We start from the raw sequence: 21189 nt of genomic DNA, 5'->3' as shown, positions 1-21189 counted from the left end.
TCAGATCGCCAGCGCCTCGGTGCCGGCCTCGGTCTCGATCCGGCCTGCGCGCAGGCGCACGGTGCGGTCGCAGCTCGCGGCGAGCGAGAGATCGTGGGTGACCAGGACGAGGGTGGCGCCGCGCTCGCGCCGGAGCGCGAAGATCAGGTCGACGATCGAGCGGCCGGTGCTCTCGTCGAGATTGCCGGTCGGTTCGTCGGCGACGAGGATCGCCGGGTCGGGCGCGACCGCGCGGGCAATGGCGACGCGCTGCTGCTCGCCGCCGGAAAGCTGGGCGGGGTAGTGATCCATGCGCTCGCCGAGGCCGACATTGCGCAATTCGGCCGCGGCGCGCTCGAAGGCGTTGTCGGCGCCAGCCAATTCCAGCGGCAGCGCAACATTCTCGCGGGCCGTCATGGTCGGCACGAGGTGGAAGGACTGGAAGACGATGCCGATATGGCGGCCGCGAAAAATGGCGAGGGCATCCTCGCCCAGCGTGCCGAGATCCTGGCCAGCGACCTTCACGATCCCGGAATCGGGCCGTTCCAGCCCGGCCATGGTCATCAGGAGGGTCGACTTGCCGGAACCGGAGGGACCGACCAGGCCGGTGGCCTGACCCTGCGGGATCGCCAGCGAAACCCCTTTGAGGATATGGACGCGGGCGGCGCCGCGCCCCAGACTAAGCTCGACGTCACTCAGTTCGATGACCGCCGGGGTTCCTTCGCTCGCCGCCATGTTTCCGCTTTCATCCCGTCCGATGCCGCCGCTTCGACCATCTTTCCGAGCCGAAGGGATCAGAACCGCCATGCGTCGCGCCGCCAACCGATATGGGCGCTTGCCGTCTCGAATCCAGCCACTGCCGCGCATTTGGGCGGTCATGCTGCTCGTCTTCGCCAGCCTGGGTCCCATTTCAATGAACAGCCCTGCCTTCGCCCAGAGCAAGCCCCTCAAGCTGGTCGCGCTCGGCGACAGCCTGACCGCCGGCTACAACCTGCCTGCTAGCGCCGCTTTCCCGACGGTGCTGGAGAAGATGCTGCGCGACAAGGGGATTTCGGTCGAGATCGCCAATGCCGGCGTCTCCGGCGACACCTCGCAGGGCGGGCTGGAGCGGCTCGACTGGTCGGTGCCGGATGGGACCGACGGCGTCATCCTCGAGCTCGGCGCCAATGATGCCCTGCGCGGCGTCGATCCGGCGCTGACCGAGACGTCGCTTGACGCGATCGTGACCAGGCTGAAGGCGCGCGGCATCCCGGTGCTGCTCGCCGGCATGTACGCGCCGCGCAGCAACGGCCCCGATTATGTCGCCCGTTTCGACGCGATCTATCCGAAACTCGCCGAAAAGCATGGGCTGGTCCTCTACCCGTTCTTTCTGGACGGGATCGCCGGGGACCGGGTATTGAACCAGCCCGACATGCTGCATCCAAAAGCTGAGGGCGTGCGCGTCATCGCGCAACGCATTCTGCCGACGGTGGAGCGGTTCCTCGCCTCGCTGCGCCCGCGCTCCTGAGCAAGGGCGCATCCTGCCATCACCTTAGTCATGCGCGGCGCGTTTCCGGTGCGTCCGCCATCGGAGCCTATAGCCATGGACTACCGCCGTCTCGGCCGCACAGACCTCAAGGTATCCGCGATCTGCCTGGGCACCATGACCTGGGGCCAGCAGAACACCGAGGCCGAAGGCCATGAGCAGATGGACTATGCGCTCGACCAGGGCGTGAACTTCTTCGACACGGCTGAGCTCTACTCGATTCCGCCGAAACCAGAGACGCAAGGAGCGACCGAGACGATCATCGGCAGCTGGTTCAAGGCGCGGGGCAAGCGCGACAAGGTGATCCTTGCCTCCAAGATCGTCGGGCGCACCGCCAATGACTGGTTCCGCGACGACAAGGGCCCGACCCGAGTCAACCGCCGGCAGATCGAGGAAGCGGTCGACAAGAGCCTGAAGCGGCTGCAGACCGACTATATCGACCTCTACCAGATCCATTTCCCGGACCGCCCGATGGCCTGGGGCTCGAACCCGACGCGCTTCAACCAGGCGGCATTCTCGCGGGCCGAGGACGAGACGCCGTTCGCCGAGCAGCTCGACGCCTTCGCGGCCATGATCAAGGCCGGCAAGATCCGCCATCTCGGCCTCTCCAATGAGAGCGCCTGGGGCACGATGAACTTCCTCGCCGAGGCGAGGGGAACCGATCGCCCGCGCGTGCAGTCGATCCAGAACGCCTACAACCTCTTGAACCGGACCTTCGAGACGGCGTTGGCCGAGATCGCCATGCGCGAGCAGGTCGGGCTTCTCGCCTATTCGCCGCTGGCCCAGGGCTATCTCTCCGGCAAATATCTCGACGGAGCCCGGCCGGCGGGCGCGCGCACGACGCTGTTCGACCGCGGCCAGCGCTACCAGACCGATGGCGCCGAAGACGCGATCAAGGCCTATATCGCGCTCGCCCATGAGGCCGGGCTCGATCCCGTCCAGATGGCGCAGGCCTTTGTGACCTCGCGCTGCTTCGTCACCTCGAACATCATCGGGGCGACCAGCATGGACCATCTCAGGACGGCGATCGGCTCAGCCAAGGTCGCGATCTCGCCTGAGCTCGAGGCGAAGATCGACGCGATCCATCAGCGCGTCGGCAACCCTTGTCCGTAGCCTCTCCGTCATTCTCCGCCGAAGCGAAGCGGAGAGCCGAGAATTGCCTGAGAGAGATGCTCGGGTCTGCGCCCGAGCATGACGGCGGTCGCGCCGGCTTGTGAACAATAGCGGACGCTGCGAGGCTGCCGTCTCGCCAGAGTCACAAATGCTTGGCACTGATTCGTCATGCCTAGGCTGTTCACCGCGCTAGAAGTTCCCGCCGAAGTCGCCTCGGCCCTGACGCTGCATCGCGGCGGATTGGTCGGCGCCCGCTGGATCGAGCCTGCCGACTATCACGTCACCTTGCGCTTCCTCGGCGATGTCGACCGGCGGATGGCCCATGACGTCGACAGCTTCCTCAACGATGTCGGCGGCGAGCCGCTGACGATCACGCTCGACCAGCTCGGCAGCTTCGGCGGCGACCGGCCACGCGCAGTGTTCGCGCGCGTCCAGCCTTCTCCGAAGCTGAACGAGTTGCAGGCCGAGCTGGAGCGATTGATGCGGCGGCTGGGTCTGCCGGCCGAGTCGCGCAAGTTCACGCCGCATGTGACGCTGGCGCGTTTGCGCGACGTCTCGCCGGTCGAGGTCGCGCATTATCTTGCTCTGCATCCGATCGTGCGGCCGATCAGCTTCACGGCGCGGCGTTTCGCGCTGATGTCGTCGCGCGATTCGATCGGCGGGGGGCCCTATGTGCTGGAGGCGGCCTATCCGCTCGGCCTGTCCTATCCCAATCGGCCGAGCGGCGCGGTGTCGCAGCGGAGGTGATGATGGGACATGATCGTCCGAAGCGCCTGAGCCCCGAGGCCCGCAAGGAGGCCCTCTCGATCCTGACCGGCTGGACGCTGGCCGAGGGCCGCGAGGCGATGAGCAAGCGCTTCGTCTTTCGCGATTTCAACGAGGCCTTCGGCTGGATGAGCCGGGTCGCGCTGCTGGCGGAGAAGCTCGACCATCATCCGGAATGGTCGAACGTCTACAAGACGGTCGAGGTGACGCTGACGACGCATGACGCCGGCGGCCTGACCGAACTCGACGTCAGGCTGGCGCGTGCCATGGATGCGATGGCGAGCTAAGCCGGTCCTGTCAGACGCCGGACCCAGGCCGCCGGCAGGCGCTTGGCGATCGCCTTCAGCGTCGGGCGCAGATGCGGTAGGGCGAAGTCGCAGGCAAGCTGGCCGCGCCAGCTCAACGGCACGGTGAAATCGCGCACCGGCACGGCGCCGTCGGCATGCTCCTGTTTGTAGGGATCGGCCGGCGCCAGGAGATCGAAGATCGCGTTGCCACGCGCCCTGGCGCTGGCGAAGGCGTGGTGGACAAGCACCCGGCCGAGGCCTTCTCGCTCGAAGGCAGGGTCGCTGGCGATGACATGGCCGAAACTGCGGCCCTTGCAGTCGAAGGACAGGTCGATCCCCACCGGCCGGTGATCGCAGGTCACAACCGAGAGGCGCAGGCCGGTATCGTTCCGCTCGTCGGCGGCGAGTGCGGCGAAGAAGTGCCCGAAGCGAGGGTTCGAGACCGCAGGGGCGACGATGCCGTGCTGGACGAGCGAGTCCCGCTTCATCGCGACGGCCTGCTCAGCCAGCATGCCGGCTTCTCGCCCGGGCCCGACTTGGGCAAAGGTGACCTGGCCGCGCTCGGACAGTCGGCGCAGGCGGCGGCGATAATTGGAGCGGTCGCGCGCCGGATAGGCGAGGCTGGGCCCGTCAGGTGCGACCCGCAAGGCGAGGTCGGCGAAGGGCGCCTCCTGACAGACCACAGGAGTCGCGACCCCGAGCCGACTGCAATGGCCAAGCGCCGCATCGGCGCGTACCAGGCGCAGTTCGACCAGGTCGATGCCATGGCGACGCAAGGCCTCCCAGCCACGTTCCAGCCAATGCTCGCATTTCGGGCCGGGCTCGATCAGCACGTCGCCGAACTGGGCCACCGGCGCGCCCATCAGTCGGACCAGCTCGAGACCGAGGCGACGCCGGCGCTCCAGCGGCCAGACCATGACCAGGCGCCCCGCCTCGCGCCCTATGACGAGGCAGAGGCGATCATCGGCGGCCAAATAATGGTCGCACCAATGGCTCAGGAAGGCATGGCGCTGGAAAAGCTGATGCGGCAGGCCGGCACGGGCGAAAAGTGCGTCCCATTCAGGCTTCAGGGCGAGGAAGGCGTCGCGGCCGCTCAGAATCTCGACGGAGAAGCTTGCCGCTACCTCGCCGCCAAGCGAGGGCGATCCTTCCGTATCCCGGCGCATCGGCTTGGCGGGCATGCTCAGCCCTGACCGCGGAGGTGGTCGATCAGGCGCTTGGCCCCGGCCAGGCGGAACTTCGCGAGATAGGGCGCGAGCAGCAGCGGATGCCGGGCGGCAAAGGGGGCGTCATGTTCGACCATATGACGGATGGCGAGGACCGGCAGCGGCGCGCGCAGGGGCCTGAAATCGCGGTTCCACAAGCCCGGCGCGTCGGAGGCTTCGTACATCAGCCCGATCATCCGGCCGCGTGAGAGCGAATAGAATTTGTGGCGCTTCTGGATGCCTTGCAGCATGGCGACGCCGCGCTCGCCGGTGCAATTCGGAAAGCCGACGATGACGGTCCGGAAGTGCGCCATGGCCGGTTTGCAGGGAATGGCGTCGAGCGCGCCAAAACTGCCGCGGATCAGGGCGAAGGCACGCTCCTCGTCGTCGGGCCCGGCGCCGCAGATAGCAAGTCGCGCGGTGTCGATCCGTGCGGCCTGGCGCGTGAAGGGGCAGACGGCGCCGGTGCGGCCGAGATCGGGATGCTCGCGCATCAGGTAGGTCTCGACCCAGCCGAGCAATGTGGCGAGAGGCACATTCGCTTCCGGGTCGGAGTCGATATCAGCACGCGCCTGCGCGAAGGTCAGTAGCGCATCGCGCGCTTCCGCCGTTCTCGCCACCTTGTCCAGCATGAGAAACCCCGTGGGCCACTGCAACCGGGGATAGCAGACACGCCTTAGGGAATGGTTGACGAGGTCTTGTCGCAGATAGGGGCGGCGTTAGGGTTTAGGAAAGCTTATCGTCGGCGGCCCAGCCGCACGCCGCAAGCGCCGCGCGCATATGCGGCGGCGGCACCGCTTCCGCCCGTATCGGCTCGCGCTTGGGATTGAGCGGAATCGCGATGCTTTGTGCATGCAGATGGAGTCCCGGCCCACCGGATCGCGGCGCGTTGCCGTAGATCTCGTCGCCAAAGATCGCCCCGAAACTGGCGGCGCAGTGTACGCGCAATTGATGTGTGCGGCCGGTCAGCGGGTCGAGCGCCAGCCAGGCGAGCTGAATCCCGTCCAGGCTACCGCGGCCGAGTACGCGATAGCCTGTCTGTGAAGGCAGACCTTTCGGGTCCGGCTTCATCCACCAGCCGCGCTCGGGCGAGCGCTTCGCCAAGGCCAAGTCGATCAGTCCAGCGTCCTCGGCTGGGCCGCCTTCGACGATCGCCCAATAGGTCTTCTCGATCCGGCCATCGCGAAAGAGCTGATTGAGCTGCGCCATGGCGCGCGGATGCCGGCCGAGCACCAGACAGCCCGAGGTGTCCTTGTCGAGCCGATGGGCAGCCTCGGGCCGGCGCGGCAGCCCGAAGCGCAGGGCGTCGAGATGATCGGTCAGCACCGGGATGATGCGGCCTTTCGCCGCCGGCCCGCGATGGACGGGAAGCCCGGCCGGCTTGTCGATGACGAGCATCATCGCGTCGCGGTGCAGGACAGCGAAGGGCAGATCGTCCTGCGAAAGGGCTGGTCGCTCGGGGCTGGTCATGGCATTGCGCTAAACCAAGACTTCACCGCCATGCAACCCGAAGCTCGCCGCTCGCAGCGGCAGGACGCGCGATGAGCGAGACCGAACCGAAGAAACGTGGCTTCTTCTCGAAGCTGTTCGGACTGGACCAGCCGGAGCCGCCAAGGCCCCCGGAACCGGCGCCCGCTCCCCTGCCCGAGCCACCAGCCGAGCCTGTCGCCGAAATCGTGCCCGAGGCTGGGCCGGAGGCACAGGTCGCGCTGGAGATCCCGCCTGACGAGAGCCCGCCGCTGCCGATTGCGCCGCCGGAGCCCGCGCCCGAGCCGGTCCAACCCAAGCGCAGCTGGTGGCGCCGGCTGCGCGACGGGCTGTCGCGGACATCCTCGGCGCTGACGACCGGGATCAGCGACCTCTTCACCAAGCGTAAGCTCGATGCGGCGACGCTGGAGGACCTGGAAGACATCCTGATCCAGGCCGATCTCGGCCTCGCGACCTCCGCCCGCATCGCCAAGGCGGTCGGCGAGGGCCGCTATGACAAGCAGATCGAGCCGGAGGAGGTGAAGGCGATCCTGGCCCGCGAGGTCGAGGCGATCCTGACTCCCGTCGCGATCCCGCTTGTGATCGACGCCACCAAAAAGCCGTTCGTGATCCTGATGGTCGGGGTCAACGGTTCGGGCAAGACGACGACGATCGGCAAGCTCGCGGCCAAGTTCCGGGCCGAAGGCAAGTCGGTGATGCTGGCGGCGGGCGACACCTTCCGTGCTGCGGCGATCGAGCAGCTCAAGGTCTGGGGCGAACGGACCGGCGCGCATGTCGTCGCTGGTCAGCAGGGCGCCGATGCGGCCGGGCTTGCCTTCGAAGCACTGCAGAAGGCCAGGGCCGGGGGCGTCGATGTGCTGCTGATCGACACGGCCGGGCGCCTGCAGAACAAGACGGGGCTGATGGACGAATTGGCCAAGGTGGTGCGGGTTATCCGCAAGCTCGATTCTGAGACGCCGCATGCGGCGCTGCTGGTGCTCGACGCCACGGTCGGCCAGAACGCGGTCAGTCAGGTCGAGGCGTTCCGCCACACTGCCGGCGTCACCGGGCTGGTGATGACCAAGCTCGACGGCACGGCGCGCGGCGGCATCCTCGTCGCGCTGGCGGCGCAGTTCGGCCTGCCCGTGCATTTCATCGGCGTCGGCGAGAGCGTCGACGACCTCGAACCATTCTCGGCGCGCGATTTCGCCCGCGCCGTGGCAGGACTGGGAGAAGCGGCATGAGCGAGACGGCGGCGAGCCCGAACGGGGTGAAACCGGTCAATCCGCTCGTCAAGCTGGCGCTCGAATTCGGGCCGCTGGCGATCTTCTTCTTCGTCAATTCCTATGGCGATCGCTGGTTCGGCGTCGCCGAGGACAGGCGCATCTTCGTCGCCACCGGCGTCTTCATCGCGGCCTCGCTGATCGCGCTGGTGCTGTCGAAGATCGTGATGAACCATCTGCCGCGGATGGCGATCGTCAACGCCGTGGTGGTGACCGTGTTCGGCGGGCTGACTCTCGCCCTCGACGACGCTTTCTTCATCAAGGTCAAGCCGACCATCGTGAACACGCTGTTCGGCTGCATCCTGCTCGGCGGTCTGTTCTTCGGCCGCTCGCTGCTGGCGCTGGTGCTCGACAGCGTGCTGCAGCTCGACGAGGAGGGCTGGCGCAGGCTGACCCTGCGCTGGGGCCTGTTCTTCTTCGTGCTGGCGGCGCTGAACGAGGTGGTCTGGCGCACGCAGACGCAGGATTTCTGGGTCGCCTTCAAGGTCTGGGGCGTGATGCCGCTGACCATGATCTTCGCCCTCGCCCAGACGCCATTGATCCTCAAGCACGAGATCAAGCGCGAGGGGGCGGAGTGAAGTCCTTCCGCGCTGCCATTCCGGGGCCTCGCACAGCGAGGAACCCGGAATCCAAGACTGGCTTGCGCGCTGTCGATCTCGCGATGATGGCCTAGCCCGGTCGTGGGTTCGGGGTTCGCCGCGGCGCGGCGCCCCAGAATGACAGGTGTGGCGCAGCCCTATTTCGGCGCGAGGCGGATGGCGCCGTCGAGACGGATCGCGGTGCCGTTCAGCATGTCGTTCTCGACGATGCTTTTCACCAGCGCGGCATATTCCGAGGCCCGGCCGAGGCGCGAGGGGTGCGGCACCGAGACGGCGAGCGAGGCACGAGCGTCGTCGGGCAGGCCCGCGAACATGGGCGTCTCGAACAGGCCGGGCATGATCGTGACGATGCGGATGCCGACGCCGGCAAGATCGCGCGCGACGGGCAGGGTCAGGCCGACGACGCCGGCCTTGGAAGCGGCATAGGCGGCCTGGCCGATCTGGCCGTCCTCGGCGGCGACAGATGCGGTGCAGATGAAGACGCCACGGCCGCCATCCTCGGTGACCGGGTCGAGCGCGGCAAGCGCGACCGCCGATTTGGCGATCAGGCGGAAGGTGCCGGTCAGGTTGATCGCGACGGCCTTCTCGAAGGTGGCGAGGTCATGGGCGATCAGCTCACCGGTGTCGCGCTTCTTCGAGACGACGCGGCGGCCGGGGGCGACGCCGGCGCAGTTGACGACGACACGGGCGACGCCATGGGCGGCGCGGGACTTCTGCAGGGCTGCATCGACCGAGGCCTCGTCAGTGACGTCGCAGGCGCAGAACAGGCCGCCGATCTCCCGGGCGATGGCTTCGCCGCGCTCGGCGTTGAGATCGAACAGGGCGACCTTGACGCCATGGCCGGCGAGCATGCGGGCCGTGCCCTCGCCGAGGCCGGAGGCGCCGCCGGTGACGATGGCGGAAATGGAGGAGTCGAGCTTCATGGCGTTCCTCGCGTCTTTTGACATTGCTGCATCGGCTTTAGAGGCGCGATGCTCGCCATCCAAGAGGGTTCGGCGTGCGATTCTGAGTCGATCCCTTGTGCAGCCCTTCATGCGGGGCCACATTTTTGCGTCGACGGCGGGCTAAGAAACCAGCGCGCCCAGGGAGAGATGGATGACTGACAGCTTCGGCTTCGGACAGCGTTTCACTGCGGAGGAGATGGCGGCGATCCGCAAGAGCTTGCGCGACGAGGCCCGCTTCGGCTCCGAGTTCATCGGCCGGCTGAAGCGGGTGGCGAAGCGCATCCCCTTCGCCGAGGACCTGCTCGCCGCCTGGGTCTGCACGCGCGACCCGTCGACGCCGCGACGGGTCAAGCTGACGCTGCTGGCGGCGCTCGGCTATTTCGTGCTGCCGCTCGACGCTTTGCCCGACGTGATGCCGCTGCTCGGCTTCACCGACGATGCCGCGGTGATCGCAGCCGCGCTCGCTGCCGTCGCCGGCTCGATCACGCCGCAGCATCGCGACAAGGCCAAGGAGATGCTGACGGATCTGTGAGCGTCTTCCAACTCTGCGGTCATCCCGGACAAGCGGCGAAGCCGCGCTGATCCGGGACCCATTCCTGAGACTTTCCGATAAAGGTTCCGGAATGGGTCCCGGGTCTCCGCTTCGCTCCGCCCGGGACGACCCGGGAGTTCAGGGAACTAATACCACTTTGCCCTGGACCTTGCGCTCGGCGATCAGCGCCAGCGCTTCTGGCGCCCGCTCTAGCGGGTAGGCGCCATGGACATGGGCGCGGATCTGTCCCGCAGCGGCCCAGGCCAAGAGCCGCTCCATATTGGCGCGGTGGCCGGCGGGATCGCGTCGGACGAAATCGCCCCAGAACACGCCGCGCAGGTCGCAGCCCTTCAGCAGGAGCAGGTTGAGCGGGATCTTTGGGATCTCGCCGCCGGCGAAGCCGACGACGAGATAGCGCCCGCCCCAGCCCATCGAGCGCAATGCCGGCTCGGCGAGCTCGCCGCCGACCGTGTCGTAGAGCGCGTCGAGGCCATCGGGAGCGAGGCGCCGCAGGCCGGCGCGGAGATCATCGGCGGCGTAGTCCAGCCCCTCCTGCGCACCATGCTCGCGCGCGAGCGCGAGCTTGTCCGGTGAGGAGGCGCAGGCGATCACGCGCGCGCCGAGCAGGGCGCCGATCTCGACGGCAGCGAGGCCGGCGCCGCCGGCGGCGCCGAGGATGGCGAGCGTCTCGCCCGGCTGGATGCCGCCACGCTGGATCAGCCCATGCAGGGCCGTGCCATAGGTGACGAAGAGGCCGGCGGCCTGATGGTCGCTCAGCTTGTCGGGAATCCGGATCGCCGCGTCGGCCGGAACCACGACGATCTCGCGGGCGGCGCCGTGGCCGAGCCAGGCGGCGACACGCTCGCCGATATGCCAATCCGCGACACCTTCGCCGACAGCGCTGACCATGCCGGCGCATTCGGCAGAGGGCGAGAAGGGCAGCGGCGGCTTCACCTGATAGCGGCCCTGGATCACCAGAGTGTCAAAGAAGTTGAGCGCCGCGGCGCTGACCCGGATCGCGATCTCGCCCGGTCCGGGCGTCGGTTCGGGCAGGTCGCGGATCACGAGATTCTCGGCCGGGCCAAGGGCTTCGCACAGCAGCGCCTTCATCGATGCTTGATCCTCATCCGGCTGGTCCCTTCGCAGCTGCGCAAGGCTGGCACAGCCGGATGCCGAACGGAACCGGGCATGAGCTCTCCCTAAACTATTGACGGAGAAGGCGTCGTGCGATTGGTACGGTGGCAGCGGGCGTTCGCATTTTCGCCAGGATCGTGACATTCTATCCGGCGCACTGCGTCAATCCGGATCGCCGATCCCACGCATTCTCCATTCGGCGTTAACGTTTTTGTTGGTTACTGGCGATCCATGATTCGCATTTCGGCCCCCTCTTCCGCCCGCCGCCCGTTCCTGGCCGCCGCCCTGCTCGGCCTGGCGGCCCTGACCTTTGCGAGCGCGCCGGCGCAGGCGCAGCGTGCTCCGGCCGGCAAGCCAGCGCCGGCCAAGACCGGCGGCCAAGGCCAAGCGCTGCTGCTTGAAAGCGCCGGCAAATGGCAGGCCTTCTCCTCGCAACAGGGCCGCTCCAAGATTTGCTACGCCCTGTCCAAGGCCGAGAGCCGCTCGCCCGCCAACCTCAAGGATGTCGAAGGCCTGCTGTTCATCTCCAGCCGCCCGGGCGAGGGCGTGCGCAACGAGATCAGCCTCGTCATGAATTTCGACCTCAAGGAAGATGTCGAGCATCAGGCGATCATCGGCAGCGACCGCTTCGCGCTGGTCGCCAAGGGCCAGAATGTCTGGCTGAAGAATCCGGCCGAGGAAGGCCGCATGCTCGATGCGCTGCGCAAGGGTTCGGGCCTCGAGATCAAGGGCACCTCGAAGCGCGGCAATGCGACCAGCGACAAATACTCGCTCGCCGGCATCTCGCAGATCGTCAAGCGAGCCGAGGACGCCTGCAAATAAGCTGACCAGTAGGCCGATTTCGCGATTGGCCGCGCTCATGCTATGAGGCGGCCAATTCCGGGCGGGACGCGCCCGTTGCGAGCCGAGTTCCGATGAATCTCTCTGTTGCTGAAGCCGCCTCTCCGGCGGCCGAACCTGTTATGCGGCGGCCCTCGCTGGCCGGGCGCACCCGCGCCGGCCTGGATGCGGCGCTGGCCCAGATCGGCGTTCCCGAGAAGGAGCGGCGCATGCGCGTCGGCCAGCTCTGGAACTGGATCTATCATTACGGCGTCCGCGACTTCCAGGAGATGACGACGATCGGCAAGGGCCTGCGCGCCCAGCTCGCCGAGCATTTCACGCTCGATCTGCCAGAGGTCACCGCCGAGCAGGTCTCCAGCGATGGCACCCGCAAATGGCTGCTGCGCATGGCCCCGACCGGCCCGCGCGACCGCGGCGCCGAGATCGAATGCGTCTACATCCCGGAGGTCGATCGCGGCACGCTCTGCGTCTCCAGCCAAGTCGGCTGCACGCTGACCTGCACTTTCTGCCATACCGGCACGCAGCGGCTCGTCCGCAACCTCACCACCGAGGAGATTGTCACGCAGCTGATGGTCGCCCGCGACCGGCTCGGCGACTTTCCGAACCGCAGCGCGCCTGACGGCGCCTTCGTCCCCAATGATGGCGGGCGCTTCGTCTCGAACATCGTCTTCATGGGCATGGGTGAGCCGCTCTACAATTTCGACGGCGTGCGCGATGCGATCGGCGTGATCACCGACGACCAGGGCCTGTCGCTCGGCCGCCGCCGCATCACCGTCTCGACCTCGGGCGTTGTGCCGCAGATCGGCCCGCTCGGCGACGAGATGGGCACGATGCTGGCGATTTCGCTGCATGCGGTGCGCGACGATCTGCGCAACGAGCTGGTGCCGCTCAACAAGAAGTACCCGATCAAGGACCTGCTCGAGGCCTGCCGGAACTATCCGGGGCTATCGAACGCGAAACGCATTACGTTTGAATATGTGATGCTGAAGGGCGTCAACGACAGCGACGCCGAGGCGCGCGAGCTGGTGCGCCTGCTCAAGGGCATCCCGGCCAAGATCAATCTGATCCCGTTCAATCCTTGGCCCGGCACACGCTATGAATGCTCGGACTGGGAGCGGATCGAGCGCTTCTCCGAGATCGTGTTCAAGGCAGGCTATGCCTCGCCGGTGCGCACGCCGCGCGGTCGCGATATCCTCGCCGCCTGCGGCCAGCTCAAGAGCGAGACCGAGAAGCTCTCGGCCCGGGCCCGGCTGATGCTGGAGCAGGGCGAAGCCGACATCGCGGCAGCCGCGCACTGACATGCTGCGCTGGCTGCTGCTGATTCCCTTCGCGCTGTTGTTCGCGATCGGCTCCGGCCTGGCCGCGCTGATGGTCGCCGGCGTCGCCTCGCCCGATCTCGGCCTCTTGATCGGCGGCGGCTTCGAACGCCTGCTCGCGGCGCTGTTCGATCAGGCCGAGCGCGGCTTCGATCCCGGCCCGACCGCCGAGGCGGCGTTTTCCCTGCTCGGCCGGCTCGGCTTCGCCATCCTCGTGCTGCCGGTGGTGCTGGTCGCGATCGCCTCCGAGCTGTTCCGTTTCCGCAGCGGGTTGATCCAGAGCGGTCTCACCGGCCTTCTGGCGGCCCTGCTGCCGCTCGCCATGCTGGGCATGGCCAGAGCGCCGAGCGCAGGCGAGCTGCAGGTGGTCTCGGCGCTCTTCCTGGTCGGCGCCGCGACCGGTTTCGTCTACTGGCTGATCGCCGGGCGCGGGGCGGGCGGGGAGAAGCGCGAGCCGCAGCGGCAGGCCTGACCTTGCGCGTCATGCTCGGGCTTGACCCGAGCATCTCGGGCCGGGTGGGGTTCCAAGTATCGCGTTCTCGTCCTGAGATTCTCGGACTTTGCTTCGCTCCGTCCGAGAATGACGGCCGTCAATCCCCGACCGCCACGCCCTCGCGCCGTCCGTCCGCGCCACCGAGATAGCCTTCCGGCGTCTTGACGATCGCCTGGATGCCCGAGGTCATGTCGATCAGCCTGACTTCATGGCCCTTGGCCTCCAGTGCGGCCTTCCAGCTTTCTGCCTCGCTCCCCTTTTCCAGCTCGGTCGGGCCGTTGCGGTTGCCGAAATTGGCGAGATCGACGGCGCGCTGCGGGTCCATCTTCCAGTCGAGCAGGGCGACCAGCGTCTTGGCGACATAGCCGATGATCTGGCTGCCGCCGGGCGAGCCGGTGACAGCGTAGAGCCGGCCGAAGGCATCGAAGACGATGGTCGGGGCCATCGAGGAGCGCGGGCGCTTGCCGGGCTCGACCCGGTTGGCGACCGGCTTGCCGTCTTCCGACGGGGCGAAGGAGAAGTCGGTCAGTTCGTTGTTGAGCAGGAAGCCACCCTTGGTCATCAGGCGCGCGCCGAAGCCATCCTCGATCGTCGTCGTCATCGAGACGGCATTGCCCTGACCATCGACCACCGAGATGTGGCTGGTGCCGTTCTCGACACCCTCGGAGGGCGCGAGCAGGAGCGCGCGCTTGTTCGGCGGGTTGCCGGCACTGGCCTTGCCCATCGCCTTGTCCGGGCTGATCAGCCTGGCGCGCTCGCGAATATACTCCTCATCGATCAGGCCGAGCGTTGGCACGCTGACGAAGGCGGGGTCGCCGAGATAGAGCGCCCGGTCGGCGAAGGCGAGCTTGTTGGCTTCAGTGAACCAGTGCGCCGCCTCGGCGCCGGGGCCGAGGCGAGCGATGTCCTTCGTCTCCAGCATGCCGAGAATCTGCTGCACGGCGACAGCGCCGGAGCTCGGTGGGCCCATGCCGCAGAGCGTGTAGACGCGATAGCGGCCACAGACCGGCGCGCGCTCCTCGACCTTGTAGGCGGTGAGATCGTCGAGCGTCATGTCGCCGGGGTTGTCCTTGTGACCGGTCACTGTCGCGACGATGTCTTCGGCGATCTTGCCCTCGTAGAAGGCGTCGGCGCCGCGGCCGGCGATGGCGCGCAGCGTCGTGGCGAAGGCCGGGTTCTTCAGGATGGTGCCGACCGCTTTCGGCCTGCCGTCGGCCTCGTAGAAATAGGCGGCGGCGCGGCTGTCCTTGCCGAGGTTCTTCTCCAGAGCGAGGAGACCGTTGAGGCGCGGCGAGATCGCAAAGCCTTCCTCGGCCAGCTTGATCGCCGGGGCGAAGACCTCGGCCCAGGGCAGCTTGCCCCAGCGCCTGTGCGCGTCTTCGAGCAGCCGGACCGTGCCCGGCACGCCGACCGAGCGGCCGCCGATCACCGCATCGACGAACTTCATCGGCTTGCCGTCGGCGCCGAGGAAGCGCTCGGGCTTTGCCGCCTTCGGCGCGGTCTCCCGGCCGTCGAGTGTCGTAAGCTGCCGGCCGGCCTCGTCCCAATAGACGAAGAAGGCGCCGCCGCCGATCCCGGAGCTCTGCGGCTCGACCAGGTTGAGCACGAGCTGGATCGCGATCGCGGCATCGGTGGCGCTACCGCCGGCGCGCAGGATCTCGCGGCCGGCCGCGGCGGCGAGCGGGTTGGCCGCGGCGGCCATGTAGCGCTGTGCCGTGCCGAGGCTCTTGGCGGTGCGGCCGGTGGCGGCTTCGGGGGCAGGAGCGTTGGTCTGAGCGGGGGCCGCAGCCGCTGCGGCGAGCCAGAGGCCGAGAGCGAGGATCGAGCGGGTACCGATTGCGGACGACGTAAACGGCATGGTCCACTCCTCTGCGTTGCCGCTTAGATTAGCGCGCTTCCCGGTCTGCGCGCCATGCTTGTGGTGTCGGTTTGCTCCGCCTCGCTGCGCGGCTATGCTCGAAGCCCGATTTGTTCTGCCAAGTTTGTCCTGCCAAGCCGAAGGGGTTCGTCATGGTGCTCGTGCAGTCTCCGGCCTTTCGCCGGCCCCTCGTCATGCTGCTGGTCGGGCTGTTCGGCCTTGTGCTGGCGGGCTGCGGCTACAACAACGTGCCGACGCTGGAAGAAAAGGCCAAGGCGGCCTGGGGCGAGGTACAGAACCAGTATCAGCGACGCGCCGACCTGATCCCCAACCTGGTCGAGACGGTGAAGGGCTATGCCCAGCAGGAGCGGGAGGTCCTGACCCAGGTGATCGAGGCGCGCGCCAAGGCGACGCAGGTCAAGGTCGATGCCTCCACGATCACCGACCCCGCCAAGTTCAAGGAATACCAGGACGCGCAGAACCAGCTCAGCGGTGCGCTCGGGCGCCTGATGGTGACGGTCGAGCGCTATCCCGAACTGAAGTCGAACCAGAACTTCCTGGCCTTGCAGTCGCAGCTCGAAGGCACCGAGAACCGCGTCGCGGTCGCCCGGCGCGACTACATCCAGGCGGTGCAGGCCTTCAATACGGAGATCCGGACCTTCCCGGGGGTGATCTGGGCTCGCCTGTTCTGGGGGGCCAAGCCGATGGAGAGCTTCTCGGCGACGGCAGGAGCCGAACGGCCGCCGGCGGTGAAGTTCTGAGCGTGTGATCCTGCGTGGTCCGGGTCTCTGCAGCCGTCGACATGCCGTCATTCTCGGACGGAGCGAAGCGTAGATCCGAGAATCTCGATCAGGAGATGCTCGGGTCGAGCCCGAGCATGACGGCCTTCATCCGGCTCGCTGTCCTGCTCTTCTGCCTCCTTTCCCCCCTCATCGCCATCGCCGCCGAGCCGAACTATCCGGCGCTGACCGGCCGTATCGTCGACAACTCGAGCCTTTTGGATGCCGAGGCCTTCAGCCGGATCGAGCAGAAGCTCCGCGCGCATGAGGAGAAGACTAGTGACCAGGTCGTGGTCGCGACCCTGCCTTCGCTGCAAGGTTATCCGATCGAGGAGTTCGCCAACGGCCTGTTCCGGGCCTGGAAGCTCGGCGACAAGGCGAAGAACAACGGCGTCCTGCTCATCGTCGCGCCGAACGAGCGCAAGGTGCGCATCGAGGTCGGCTACGGGCTGGAAGGGGCGCTGACTGACGCGCTCTCCAAGGTGATCATCACCACTGCGGTCGCGCCCAAATTCAAGAACGGCGATTTCGCGGGCGGAATCGAGGGCGGCGTCGATGCGATCCTCTCGATCCTGGCGGGCGATGCCGAGGAATGGCAGCGGCGCGCCCAGATCCGCAGCGACGAATCCTCCTGGACCGAGACCGCTGCGGTGATTTTTGTCATGATTATCGTGTTCATCCTGATTGTCAGCTTCATGCGCGAGCTCGGCCGCTCCACCGGCGGCTCACGCCGGCACCGGACGCGGGACGGGCGCTGGATCGTGCTGCCGCCCTCCGGCGGCTCGGGCTGGAGCGGCGGCTCCTCCTCCGGCGGCTGGAGTTCCGGCTGGGGAGGCGGTTCGAGCTCCGGCGGGTTTTCGGGTGGCGGTGGCTCGTCCGGCGGCGGCGGGGCTTCGGGGGATTGGTGAGATGCTGAATTCCGACGATCGCGACGCCATCGCCGATGCGGTGCGCGAGGCCGAGCGGCAGACCTCCAGCGAGATCGTCGTCGTCGTCGACCGCGCCGCCGGCAGCTATGTCGCGGTGCCGCTGGTGCTGGCGCTGGCGCTCTCCCTGTTCGTGCCCTGGCCCTTCCTGCTGCTGACGACGCTGAGTGCAGCGAGCATCTTCCTAACCCAGTTGATCGCAGCGGCGCTGCTGCTGGCGACCCTGCTCTGGTATGGGCGGGGCGGGCGCTTCGTGCCGGGCTTCGTCAAGCGGCGTCAGGCGCATGAGACGGCCTTGCGCGAGTTCACGGCGCGGGGGCTGACGCTGACCCGCGGGCGCACTGGCGTGCTGCTGTATATCGCGGTGCAGGAACGCTATGCCGAAGTCGTCGCCGATGCCGGCATCGCGGCCAAGGTCGACGGCGAAACCTGGCAGAAGATCGTCGAGCCGCTGCTCGCTGCCGCAGCGCAGGACACCCTGCGCGAGGGGCTGATCGCGGCCGTGCGCGATGTCGGCGCCGTGCTCGCGGCCCATGCCCCGCCGGCCGCCGACGATGTCGACGAGCTGCCCAACAAGGTGGTGATTCTGTAGCGGCCGTTTACTTGGCCGGGCCGCGGGCGGCGCCAAGGATCGCGCTCTGGCGGGCATAGGGATCGCCCTGGACCAGCACGACATAGGAATCGGCCTTCGCTGCACTGCGAACGGTCTCGAGCGGCACGGTCAGCGTCGCTGCCGCGCCGTTCCACTCGCCGATCCGGCTGATGCCGCGCACGACATTGGCATAGGTCACGGTCTTGCCGCTGTTTTCGCCGCGCTCGATCGGCACGGTCGCGGTGCGGCTGACCTGCAGCAGCAGGACCACGCCCGGCTTTTCGCCGGTGAACGGCGCCGTCCCCAAGTTGATGCGCAGCGCGCCGTCAGCTTCGGTCAGGTCAATCTTGACCGGAAAGCCGTCCTTGCCCTGCTCCTTGACGAGCTTGTCAATGCCGCCCCGGTCGGAGCCGACGATATGGGTGCTACCGTTTACCACGGCCTGCGGGGTATAGATCTGGCCGTCGCCGCGCGCCTTGGCGTAAAGCTTCTGGCGCTTGCTGAAGGCCTCCTGGCCGAGCGTGTCCTTCCAGCCGAGATAATCCCAATAGGTCACCGGCAGGGTCAGCGTGATCAGCCGGGGATCTTTGGCGAGCTCGGTGAAGAGCGCGTCCGCCGCCGGGCAGGACGAGCAGCCCTGGCTGGTGAAGAGCTCCACCACCGCCTTCGGCTGGGCCGGGGGCTGCTGGGCATGCGCCGGGATCCCTGCGATGAGCAGGAGACCGGCGGCAGCAGCGATGTTGCTGATCTGGCGGACCATCATTCGAACTCGACGCCTGTATAGAAGCAGGCGGTTACCAAAAGCGCTACTCTCCACTCAATTGGAAATCACGTTGCCTTGAAAACAGGCTCCAGCGGCGCCTGCTCGCGAAAACGTGCCAGCGCCTCGGCGCCGATCAGGTTCGGCCGCCAGCGCCGGTGCATCCAGAGCCATTGCTCGGGATGCTCGCGGACCCAGCCCTCGACCACGGCGGTCATCATCGCCATCGCGCCGGTGACGTCGATCTCGCCGTTGGCGTCGCGCGGCAGATCGAGCGGCGGCGTCAGCTCGATGCGGAAGCGCCGGTTCGGCAGGCGGATGACGCGCACGCCATGCACCGGACACTCGAAGCGGCGGGCGAACTTGCCGAGGATCGGGTTGGTCAGGGCTGGCCGGCCGAGGAAAGGGACTAGCACGCCGCGGGTGAAATGCTGGTCGATCAGCATGCCGAGATGGCCGCCATTCTCGAGCACGCCCTGCATGGCGAAAGCGGCGCCCTGCTTGGCGGCGGCGAGCCCGCCCATGGCGCCGGAGCGGATCTCGTGGACGACGGCGGCGATCGCCGGATCGTTGGGGGCGCGGAAGACGGCGGTCGTATCGAGATCGTAGGTGGCGGCGCAGATCGCCGGCAATTCCCAATTGCCGAGATGAGCGGAGAAGATCAGCCCCGGCTTGTCGTCGTCTTTGAGCGCGATGAAGTGCTCGATGCCGACGACCTCGATCCGGCCGTTCGGATCGGGATTATGGTAGTCATAGTCGAACAGCGTCTTGAGATGGGCGTATTCGGCGACGGTGCGGCCGAGATTCTCCCAGCCGCCGCGGACGAGGCGCCTGGCTTCCGCGTCAGCGATGCCTGGGAAGGCGGCGCGGACATTGGCATAGGCGACGCGGTTGACCGGGATCAGCGGGCTCGCACTGCGTAAGAGCCAGCCGCCGAGATCGGAGGCCCGCTCCGGCCCGAGCGCGCGCAGAAAGGCGAAGACCGCGCGGATCAGCCCGATCATCAGCGCTGCGCCGATGCGCGTCGCGAATTGCTTCAGTTGCCTCAAAATCCCAGCCCGGTCCGCCGGCGCAGCGTCCAGGAAGGACCCCGCCATCGCGGCGCGACTTGCGGGATTGCGGCCGGCGCGTCAAGTCGCGCCGGCTCATAGGGTCGTTCAGAGCGTGACGATGACCTTGCCGAAGACCTTGCGGCCTTCGATCCGGGCGAGGCCCTGCTCGAACTCGGCAAGGGGGAAGACCGAATCGATCACCGGCTTCATCCCGGCAGCCATCTTCTCGAGCGATTGCGCGATGTTCTCGATCCGGCAGCCGAAGGAGCCGGTGATGCGGTATTGCTGCTGGAAGAGCTGCATCAGATTCATCGTCGTCGAGGCACCCGAAGTGGCACCGCAGGTGACGAGCCGGCCGCCGCGCTTCAGGCAGAGCAGCGAGCCGTTCCAGGTGTCGGCGCCGACATGCTCGAAGACGACGTCGACGCCCTTGCGCTTGGTCAGGCGCCGGACCTCGCCCTCGAAGCGCTCGGTCTTGTAGTTGACGACGAAATCGGCGCCGAGCGCCTTGGCCTTTTCGCCCTTCTCGTCGTCGCCGACGGTGGTGTAGACGGTGCAGCCGATCGCCTTGGCCATCAGAATCGCTGCCGTGCCGATGCCGGAGCCGCCGGCGTGAACAAGCACCGATTCGCCAGGCTCGAGCCTGGCATTGTCGAACAGCATGTGCTGGACCGTGCCGAAGCCGATCGGCGCGCAGGCGGCCTCCTCGAAGCTGACGCCCGCCGGCGCCTTGATCACCAGCCGCTCGGGGCGGTTGATCAGCTCGCGGGCAAAGCCGTCGATATGGAAGCCCATGATGCCGGCGACGTTCTCGCAGAGATTGTCGCGACCTTCGCGGCAGGCCTTGCAATGGCCGCAGGTCTCGGCGCCGTACATCGTCACGGTATCGCCCTCGCGGAAGCGCGAGACGCCCTCGCCGACCGCGACGACCTCGCCGGCCGCCTCGACGCCGGCCGCCTGCGGCATCTTGCGCTTGGCGAAGGCCATGCCGCGGAAGCCCCAGAGGTCGAGATAGTTCAGCCCGACGGCACGGACGCGGATCTGGACCTCGCCTGGCGCGGGCGGGGCCGGAGGCTCGATCTGTTCGAGGCGGAGGTCGCGGTCGCCATGGAGCTGGAGCGAGAGCATGGGAGGTTCGAACCTTATCAGAGCTGGTCCGGCCATTGCCGGGAGGTGTGAATGACGGCGAGGATTTCGACGCGGCCCTCGCTGACGCGATAGGGCAGGACATAGGGCGTTCCGTTCACGACGAGCTCGCGGCTCCCATCGACACGCCCCGGCCTTCCCATATGGGGATGCTCGCCGAGCTGTTTTCCCGCCTGCCTGAGGCGGCGCACAAGAGCCAAACCGGCTGAGGCGCTGATCGGTGCGACGTAGTCCGCGATTTCATCAAGCTCGACCCGGGCGCGGGCCGTCCAGATGACTTTCATCGGCCAGCGTCGATCATGGCTTGCAGCTTGGCTTCGATTGCGTCGAGCTCTTCTTCAGTCGCGAATTCGCCTCGGTCGGCTTCGGCGATGCCCTCCTTGATCCGCTGGATCTGCCAGGCATTCAGCTCGACATAGTCCTGGATCGCCTTCGCCACGAGCCAGTTGCGCGAGCGGTCGGTGTCTGCCGCCAGCGCGTCGAGCTTGGCAAGGGTCTCGTCATCGAGGCGGATGGTGAAGGCTGCCGTCATGATGGTTCACTCCGGTTCGCAGTGAACATAGGCGGTTCAGCGCGCCCCGCCAAGCACTGCGC

General features: G+C 67.3%; 25 protein-coding genes. 13 read left to right on the top strand and 12 right to left on the bottom strand.

The genetic code is table 11. The features are described from left to right. Window positions 1-714 (bottom strand): ABC transporter ATP-binding protein, encoded by a 714-nt coding sequence (locus ACFPOB_RS21405; RefSeq protein ID WP_377800417.1) that lies wholly within the window; start codon window positions 712-714, stop codon window positions 1-3. Window positions 715-892: 178 nt separating this feature from the next. Here ACFPOB_RS21405 and ACFPOB_RS21400 point away from each other — a divergent pair, with 178 nt between their 5' ends. The 4 genes from ACFPOB_RS21400 (at window position 893) to ACFPOB_RS21385 (ending at window position 3669) form a co-directional block, all read left to right on the top strand. Next, window positions 893-1486, top strand: coding sequence for an arylesterase (locus ACFPOB_RS21400; RefSeq protein ID WP_465248450.1), 594 nt, complete (start codon window positions 893-895; stop codon window positions 1484-1486). Window positions 1487-1561: 75 nt separating this feature from the next. Next, window positions 1562-2617, top strand: coding sequence for an aldo/keto reductase (locus ACFPOB_RS21395; RefSeq protein ID WP_377800416.1), 1056 nt, complete (start codon window positions 1562-1564; stop codon window positions 2615-2617). Window positions 2618-2785: 168 nt separating this feature from the next. Continuing rightward, the gene (gene thpR, locus ACFPOB_RS21390; RefSeq protein ID WP_377800415.1) at window positions 2786-3364 is read left to right on the top strand and encodes an RNA 2',3'-cyclic phosphodiesterase; all 579 of its coding nucleotides are present in this window, start codon (window positions 2786-2788) and stop codon (window positions 3362-3364) included. 2 nt (window positions 3365-3366) lie between these two features. Then, window positions 3367-3669 (top strand): 4a-hydroxytetrahydrobiopterin dehydratase, encoded by a 303-nt coding sequence (locus ACFPOB_RS21385; protein WP_092163114.1) that lies wholly within the window; start codon window positions 3367-3369, stop codon window positions 3667-3669. Here ACFPOB_RS21385 and ACFPOB_RS21380 read toward each other — a convergent pair. From ACFPOB_RS21380 to ACFPOB_RS21370, 3 genes are all read right to left on the bottom strand, one after another. Next, window positions 3666-4850, bottom strand: coding sequence for a GNAT family N-acetyltransferase (locus ACFPOB_RS21380; protein WP_377800414.1), 1185 nt, complete (start codon window positions 4848-4850; stop codon window positions 3666-3668). The genes ACFPOB_RS21385 and ACFPOB_RS21380 overlap by 4 nt on opposite strands. Before the next feature lie 2 nt (window positions 4851-4852). Then, window positions 4853-5506, bottom strand: coding sequence for a DUF6875 domain-containing protein (locus ACFPOB_RS21375; protein WP_377800413.1), 654 nt, complete (start codon window positions 5504-5506; stop codon window positions 4853-4855). A gap of 94 nt (window positions 5507-5600) precedes the next feature. Continuing rightward, window positions 5601-6344: an RluA family pseudouridine synthase gene (locus tag ACFPOB_RS21370; RefSeq protein ID WP_377800412.1), complete on the bottom strand. Its 744-nt coding sequence runs from the start codon at window positions 6342-6344 to the stop codon at window positions 5601-5603. 71 nt (window positions 6345-6415) lie between these two features. Between ACFPOB_RS21370 and ftsY the strand changes: the two genes are divergently transcribed. Together ftsY and ACFPOB_RS21360 are read left to right on the top strand one after the other, a co-directional pair. Further along, entirely contained in the window at window positions 6416-7585 is a 1170-nt protein-coding gene (gene ftsY, locus ACFPOB_RS21365; protein WP_377800411.1) for a signal recognition particle-docking protein FtsY, read from the top strand. Further along, complete coding sequence (locus ACFPOB_RS21360; RefSeq protein ID WP_377800410.1) at window positions 7582-8202, top strand: septation protein A; 621 nt, start codon at window positions 7582-7584, stop codon at window positions 8200-8202. The genes ftsY and ACFPOB_RS21360 overlap by 4 nt, the downstream gene beginning before the upstream one ends. Window positions 8203-8360: 158 nt before the next feature. Here the strand turns inward: ACFPOB_RS21360 and ACFPOB_RS21355 are convergent, their stop codons facing one another. Next, on the bottom strand, window positions 8361-9146 hold the full coding sequence (locus ACFPOB_RS21355) for an SDR family NAD(P)-dependent oxidoreductase (RefSeq protein WP_377800409.1): 786 nt from the start codon (window positions 9144-9146) through the stop codon (window positions 8361-8363). A 172-nt stretch (window positions 9147-9318) separates the two neighbouring features. On the opposite strand from ACFPOB_RS21355, the gene ACFPOB_RS21350 reads away from it, so the two are divergent. Beyond that, window positions 9319-9699, top strand: a complete 381-nt coding sequence (locus ACFPOB_RS21350) for a YkvA family protein (RefSeq protein WP_377800408.1) — start codon at window positions 9319-9321, stop codon at window positions 9697-9699. A 138-nt stretch (window positions 9700-9837) separates the two neighbouring features. On the opposite strand, the gene ACFPOB_RS21345 is transcribed toward ACFPOB_RS21350, so the two are convergent. Beyond that, entirely contained in the window at window positions 9838-10809 is a 972-nt protein-coding gene (locus tag ACFPOB_RS21345; RefSeq protein WP_377800407.1) for an NADPH:quinone oxidoreductase family protein, read from the bottom strand. Window positions 10810-11064: 255 nt separating this feature from the next. On the opposite strand from ACFPOB_RS21345, the gene ACFPOB_RS21340 reads away from it, so the two are divergent. From ACFPOB_RS21340 to ACFPOB_RS21330, 3 genes are all read left to right on the top strand, one after another. After that, window positions 11065-11655: a hypothetical protein gene (locus ACFPOB_RS21340; protein WP_377800406.1), complete on the top strand. Its 591-nt coding sequence runs from the start codon at window positions 11065-11067 to the stop codon at window positions 11653-11655. Between the two features lie 92 nt (window positions 11656-11747). Beyond that, window positions 11748-12971, top strand: coding sequence for a dual-specificity RNA methyltransferase RlmN (gene rlmN / locus ACFPOB_RS21335; protein ID WP_377800405.1), 1224 nt, complete (start codon window positions 11748-11750; stop codon window positions 12969-12971). Between the two features lies 1 nt (window position 12972). Further along, a complete protein-coding gene (locus ACFPOB_RS21330; protein ID WP_377800404.1) occupies window positions 12973-13461 on the top strand; it encodes a hypothetical protein in 489 nt (162 codons plus the stop codon). 118 nt (window positions 13462-13579) lie between these two features. Here the strand turns inward: ACFPOB_RS21330 and ggt are convergent, their stop codons facing one another. Then, window positions 13580-15340 (bottom strand): gamma-glutamyltransferase, encoded by a 1761-nt coding sequence (ggt, locus tag ACFPOB_RS21325; RefSeq protein WP_377800403.1) that lies wholly within the window; start codon window positions 15338-15340, stop codon window positions 13580-13582. A gap of 194 nt (window positions 15341-15534) precedes the next feature. Between ggt and ACFPOB_RS21320 the strand changes: the two genes are divergently transcribed. The 3 genes from ACFPOB_RS21320 to ACFPOB_RS21310 all read left to right on the top strand — a co-directional run bounded on the left by ACFPOB_RS21320 (window position 15535) and on the right by ACFPOB_RS21310 (window position 17637). Then, window positions 15535-16101, top strand: coding sequence for a LemA family protein (locus tag ACFPOB_RS21320; protein WP_326872190.1), 567 nt, complete (start codon window positions 15535-15537; stop codon window positions 16099-16101). Between the two features lie 116 nt (window positions 16102-16217). After that, window positions 16218-17027: a TPM domain-containing protein gene (locus tag ACFPOB_RS21315; protein ID WP_377800402.1), complete on the top strand. Its 810-nt coding sequence runs from the start codon at window positions 16218-16220 to the stop codon at window positions 17025-17027. A 1-nt stretch (window position 17028) separates the two neighbouring features. Then, complete coding sequence (locus ACFPOB_RS21310) at window positions 17029-17637, top strand: TPM domain-containing protein (protein ID WP_377800401.1); 609 nt, start codon at window positions 17029-17031, stop codon at window positions 17635-17637. 7 nt (window positions 17638-17644) lie between these two features. Here ACFPOB_RS21310 and ACFPOB_RS21305 read toward each other — a convergent pair whose 3' ends face one another. The 5 genes from ACFPOB_RS21305 to ACFPOB_RS21285 all read right to left on the bottom strand — a co-directional run bounded on the left by ACFPOB_RS21305 (window position 17645) and on the right by ACFPOB_RS21285 (window position 21127). Beyond that, complete coding sequence (locus ACFPOB_RS21305; RefSeq protein WP_377800400.1) at window positions 17645-18397, bottom strand: DUF1223 domain-containing protein; 753 nt, start codon at window positions 18395-18397, stop codon at window positions 17645-17647. A 68-nt stretch (window positions 18398-18465) separates the two neighbouring features. Next, on the bottom strand, window positions 18466-19446 hold the full coding sequence (locus ACFPOB_RS21300) for a lipid A biosynthesis lauroyl acyltransferase (RefSeq protein WP_377800399.1): 981 nt from the start codon (window positions 19444-19446) through the stop codon (window positions 18466-18468). A 108-nt stretch (window positions 19447-19554) separates the two neighbouring features. Further along, window positions 19555-20577, bottom strand: coding sequence for a zinc-binding dehydrogenase (locus ACFPOB_RS21295; protein WP_377800398.1), 1023 nt, complete (start codon window positions 20575-20577; stop codon window positions 19555-19557). Window positions 20578-20594: 17 nt separating this feature from the next. Further along, window positions 20595-20879, bottom strand: coding sequence for a type II toxin-antitoxin system RelE/ParE family toxin (locus tag ACFPOB_RS21290; RefSeq protein ID WP_377800397.1), 285 nt, complete (start codon window positions 20877-20879; stop codon window positions 20595-20597). Next, window positions 20876-21127, bottom strand: coding sequence for a CopG family ribbon-helix-helix protein (locus ACFPOB_RS21285; RefSeq protein ID WP_377800396.1), 252 nt, complete (start codon window positions 21125-21127; stop codon window positions 20876-20878). Before ACFPOB_RS21285 ends, ACFPOB_RS21290 begins: the two co-directional genes overlap by 4 nt. Window positions 21128-21189: the final 62 nt, after the last annotated feature.

The organism is Allobosea eneae, from assembly GCF_042657265.1.
In the GTDB taxonomy this organism is placed as follows: Bacteria; Pseudomonadota; Alphaproteobacteria; order Rhizobiales; family Beijerinckiaceae; genus Allobosea; species Allobosea eneae.
Note: the sequence above shows the minus strand (reverse complement) of the source record. Positions and strands in the feature narration are given on the sequence as shown.

What these genes read in the sequence shown, in the direction of transcription:
- ACFPOB_RS21310 (WP_377800401.1), top strand. Translation starts at nt 17,029, where the DNA reads ATGCTGAATTCCGACGATCGCGACGCCATCGCCGATGCGGTGCGCGAG.
- ACFPOB_RS21285 (WP_377800396.1), bottom strand. Translation starts at nt 21,127, where the DNA reads ATGACGGCAGCCTTCACCATCCGCCTCGATGACGAGACCCTTGCCAAG.
- ACFPOB_RS21350 (WP_377800408.1), top strand. Translation starts at nt 9,319, where the DNA reads ATGACTGACAGCTTCGGCTTCGGACAGCGTTTCACTGCGGAGGAGATG.
- ACFPOB_RS21355 (WP_377800409.1), bottom strand. Translation starts at nt 9,146, where the DNA reads ATGAAGCTCGACTCCTCCATTTCCGCCATCGTCACCGGCGGCGCCTCC.
- ACFPOB_RS21405 (WP_377800417.1), bottom strand. Translation starts at nt 714, where the DNA reads ATGGCGGCGAGCGAAGGAACCCCGGCGGTCATCGAACTGAGTGACGTC.
- ACFPOB_RS21345 (WP_377800407.1), bottom strand. Translation starts at nt 10,809, where the DNA reads ATGAAGGCGCTGCTGTGCGAAGCCCTTGGCCCGGCCGAGAATCTCGTG.
- ACFPOB_RS21380 (WP_377800414.1), bottom strand. Translation starts at nt 4,850, where the DNA reads ATGCCCGCCAAGCCGATGCGCCGGGATACGGAAGGATCGCCCTCGCTT.
- ACFPOB_RS21295 (WP_377800398.1), bottom strand. Translation starts at nt 20,577, where the DNA reads ATGCTCTCGCTCCAGCTCCATGGCGACCGCGACCTCCGCCTCGAACAG.
- ACFPOB_RS21305 (WP_377800400.1), bottom strand. Translation starts at nt 18,397, where the DNA reads ATGGTCCGCCAGATCAGCAACATCGCTGCTGCCGCCGGTCTCCTGCTC.
- ACFPOB_RS21395 (WP_377800416.1), top strand. Translation starts at nt 1,562, where the DNA reads ATGGACTACCGCCGTCTCGGCCGCACAGACCTCAAGGTATCCGCGATC.
- ACFPOB_RS21375 (WP_377800413.1), bottom strand. Translation starts at nt 5,506, where the DNA reads ATGCTGGACAAGGTGGCGAGAACGGCGGAAGCGCGCGATGCGCTACTG.
- ACFPOB_RS21360 (WP_377800410.1), top strand. Translation starts at nt 7,582, where the DNA reads ATGAGCGAGACGGCGGCGAGCCCGAACGGGGTGAAACCGGTCAATCCG.
- ftsY (WP_377800411.1), top strand. Translation starts at nt 6,416, where the DNA reads ATGAGCGAGACCGAACCGAAGAAACGTGGCTTCTTCTCGAAGCTGTTC.
- ACFPOB_RS21315 (WP_377800402.1), top strand. Translation starts at nt 16,218, where the DNA reads ATGACGGCCTTCATCCGGCTCGCTGTCCTGCTCTTCTGCCTCCTTTCC.
- ACFPOB_RS21340 (WP_377800406.1), top strand. Translation starts at nt 11,065, where the DNA reads ATGATTCGCATTTCGGCCCCCTCTTCCGCCCGCCGCCCGTTCCTGGCC.
- ACFPOB_RS21290 (WP_377800397.1), bottom strand. Translation starts at nt 20,879, where the DNA reads ATGAAAGTCATCTGGACGGCCCGCGCCCGGGTCGAGCTTGATGAAATC.
- ggt (WP_377800403.1), bottom strand. Translation starts at nt 15,340, where the DNA reads ATGCCGTTTACGTCGTCCGCAATCGGTACCCGCTCGATCCTCGCTCTC.
- ACFPOB_RS21385 (WP_092163114.1), top strand. Translation starts at nt 3,367, where the DNA reads ATGGGACATGATCGTCCGAAGCGCCTGAGCCCCGAGGCCCGCAAGGAG.
- ACFPOB_RS21370 (WP_377800412.1), bottom strand. Translation starts at nt 6,344, where the DNA reads ATGACCAGCCCCGAGCGACCAGCCCTTTCGCAGGACGATCTGCCCTTC.
- ACFPOB_RS21320 (WP_326872190.1), top strand. Translation starts at nt 15,535, where the DNA reads ATGCTGCTGGTCGGGCTGTTCGGCCTTGTGCTGGCGGGCTGCGGCTAC.
- ACFPOB_RS21330 (WP_377800404.1), top strand. Translation starts at nt 12,973, where the DNA reads ATGCTGCGCTGGCTGCTGCTGATTCCCTTCGCGCTGTTGTTCGCGATC.
- ACFPOB_RS21400 (WP_465248450.1), top strand. Translation starts at nt 893, where the DNA reads ATGAACAGCCCTGCCTTCGCCCAGAGCAAGCCCCTCAAGCTGGTCGCG.
- thpR (WP_377800415.1), top strand. Translation starts at nt 2,786, where the DNA reads ATGCCTAGGCTGTTCACCGCGCTAGAAGTTCCCGCCGAAGTCGCCTCG.
- rlmN (WP_377800405.1), top strand. Translation starts at nt 11,748, where the DNA reads ATGAATCTCTCTGTTGCTGAAGCCGCCTCTCCGGCGGCCGAACCTGTT.